The organism is Mesorhizobium sp. M7A.F.Ca.CA.002.05.1.1 (assembly GCF_003998335.1).
GTDB lineage: Bacteria > Pseudomonadota > Alphaproteobacteria > Rhizobiales > Rhizobiaceae > Mesorhizobium.
The window spans coordinates 1-3,174 of record NZ_RZQI01000708.1; the positions used below are offsets into that span (position 1 = coordinate 1).

The following is a 3,174-nucleotide window of genomic DNA, read 5'->3' on the forward strand; positions in this document are numbered from 1 at the left end:
GCAGCGGGTGCCGCGACCGCCTTGTCGCTCTTGGTTTGCGCCGCCACGGCCGCCACGCCGACGGTGCAGGCAACACCCAGCATCGCCACGAAATACGCGTACTTCCTCATCAAGATCCCTCCCGCCCGGCTCCGCCTCGGGCCAGCTAGAAACTGACCTTGAGAGACGCGCTGATCGCGTTCTGTTTAACCGTTTCGCCGAAGGCGCCATTATATCTGACGGACATGCCGACGCCATTGACGCCGTTCAGCTCAAGGCCGGCGCCGACCCGATAGAGCGGCGAATCGACGGCCTCCGTCAAGTGCAATGCGGGGTTGCCAGGCAGATTCTCCGCCGCCGCGAAGCGACCTTCGATTTCCCACTCCTTGTCGGAAAACTCCACGCCAGCCTTGCCGTAGACGCGAAGGCTGGCAATGTCGCTGAGTGCAATGTCGGTACCGATCTCGAAAGCCGGCGTCGCCGAATAATACATGTTGGCGCTGCCGTCGAAGTTGAAGGCGGCAACCGAGCCCACTTCCTTGCCGGAAACACGCAGCCAGCGCGCGTCGAACTGCAGGGTCGGCTGCAGGTAGAAAGCACCCATCTCCTGCGTTATGCCGAGCCGCGCCGAACCGCCGAACTGGGCGGTTTTCTGCGTGTAGGTGACACTGTTGCCGATGCCAGGCAGCAATGCCTCCGGCAGATAATCGCCGATCAGCGTTTCGCCCGGAATGAAGGCCACCTGATCGAGATGCGTATCGCGCTCGCCCTTGAAGGAGCCGGTGCCGCCGCCGACTGCGAAGTCGATGAAGTAGTTCTTGTCGGCATATTTCGCCAGCGCATACGCCTGCCAGGATTCGCCTGTCGTGGCCGACAGCAATTCGCCGTTGAAATCGATCTTCGAGTCGAATTCGGTCCGGCCTATCGTTGCGCCGAGCGACCAGTGCTGGCTGACCTCGCCAATGCCGCCAAGCGACATCGTCTTCATGACGTCGTCTCGGCTGGTGGTGCCGGCCTCAGCGTCGCGGCTGTACTCGGCTTGCGGACTGATCGACGCCCAGACACAGCGTCCGTCGGGATCCTTGTAGGCGCGAACGCCGGTGCATTCGCGCGCCGCCTCCAGCATGATGTCCGTGGAGCGGTTGATCATCTCGAATGTGTGCACGGCATAGTGCGGCGTCAGCCGCGTCAGGGCCGAGCCGAGCTCCATTTCATCGGGCAGGAAGCGCAGCATGTTGATCAACAGCGCCATCGGATTGTCTGGGCTCGAAGAAGCCTCGACATCATCGAGATACTGCGCCATCTGGAAGACGCCGGGATCGGTCGTGCCGGAGTTAGGATCCTGTGCCAACTCCAGGAAAGTCGGATTGTCGGCATAGAGAACCAGATCCGTTCCGCCGACCACCTTGGTCAGGAAATTGAAGCCGACCGCCGGATGCAGCGTCGTGGGCGTGATGCCGGAATCGGTCATCGCCGATCCGGTGGCCAGCACATATTCGGCGAACAATTTGTCGATCGACAGGAAATTCAACGGCGCTTCACCATCGAAGTCTCCGGCCACCGTTAGTGCCAGGGCATCCGTGATCTGGTTGTTGAGATCGACGTCGGTGACGAAGTCGCCCGAGAATATCTGCGTGAAGCCGCCCGTGACATCCACTTTGGCCACGACGCCGATGCCCTGATTGGTAAACAGCCCGTCATTGGTGAACTTGCCGCCGCCGAGATCGATGGTCTTGAGGCCGACCATCGAGGCGTCGGCGATATTGTGGAAGCTGTTCGTGCCGCCGCCGAGGTCCATGTTGCCGATCACCCGTCCGAGCGTGTCGGCGCTCTTCGAATTCTCCACATGGTCATCGCCCGATGTGCCGGTGATAGCCAGTGGGCTGAAATCGTCCAGAAGCGATTCCAGGATCGCATTCGTCGGCACGACGGGACCGGGCGCCAACAGGAAGGCTTGGAATGCCTGAAATTGCGACGCCTGGATGGTGAAACTCGGCGTTGCCCCCATCGCATAGAGCAGGCTGTGGTTGTTCAGCGTGTTGTCTGCGCCCCCGACAAGCATCGCCGCCACGCCGGTTCCGGCACCGCCGATCGTGTACTGGCCATTCAGGTTGATGGTGATGTTGCCCTTGGCGCCCTTGGCCGTGCTCTCGCCATAGACAGCCACGGAATCCGCACCTTGCGCGAACAGGCTGTCACCCGCCGTCAGATCGACCGCATGGGCATTGCCGTCGCCTGTCGCGCTCTGGCCGAACATCGCATACGAACTTGCGCCCTTGACCCAGACTTGGCTGTCCGTGCTAGCGGCCGACGCCGCAGCGTCGCCGATACCACCTTGCGAGCCGGCCGCCGACTGGCCCATGGCCAGCGAATCCATGCCGCCGGCGCCACCGCCACCGCCCACCGCCTGGGCAACGACGCCGTGTCCACGGTCGCCATCGGTCTCAATGGCGCCGGACTGGATGATGGTTACCTTGCCGCCGGTGCCCTTGGTGCCACCAGGCGTGTTGAAGCCGATGGCGTTTGGCCCGCCGCCGTCGTCGTCGGCGCCAAAGCGGCCGAAACCGGCACCACCGATGCCGCCGCCGCCACCGACCGACTGCGCGATGATGGCGATGGAATCCTTGCCCGTCGTCGTGATCGTGCCGGTGCGGATGACGGTAACATCGCCGCCATCGCCGCCATTGCCGCCGAGACCGCCAATGGCCAACGCATTCGAGCTCTTGCCCTTGGCGTCGCCGCCATAGCCGCCACCGCCGCCGACCGATTGCGCGACCACGCCATGCGCGCGCTCGCCATGGGTGATGATGGTGCCGGAAACCGTGACATCGAGCTTGCCGCCATTGCCGCCATTGCCGCCGAAGCCGCCAAGCTGCAGCGCAACCGACTCGTCTCCCGCCGTGTCGGCCGATACCACGCCGCCATAACCGCCGCCGCCGCCGACGGACTGGGCGAAAATGCCGAGCGCTCCATCCTTCCAGGTTTCGATGATGCCGTCATTGTTGACCGTGACATGGCCGCCATTGGAGCCGTCGCCGCTCGGCAGAGAAATCGCGCCGCCGATCGTCATGTCGGCCTCCGAAGCGTTGGCCGCGGCACCCGAAGCACCGCCGCCACCGCCTACCGATTGCGCGAAAATGCCGTGCGAAAGATAGCCGAGCGTGGTGATCTTGCCATGATTGTCGACGATTACGT

The 3,174-nt window shown here is 63.4% G+C and carries 1 protein-coding gene; it reads right to left on the bottom strand.

Going from position 1 to position 3,174, the window contains the following annotated elements:
• Nucleotides 1–145: 145 nt before the first annotated feature.
• Nucleotides 146–3,174 (bottom strand): autotransporter outer membrane beta-barrel domain-containing protein (locus EN939_RS27055; protein ID WP_164751249.1); only part of this gene is annotated, 3,029 nt, incomplete at its 5' end.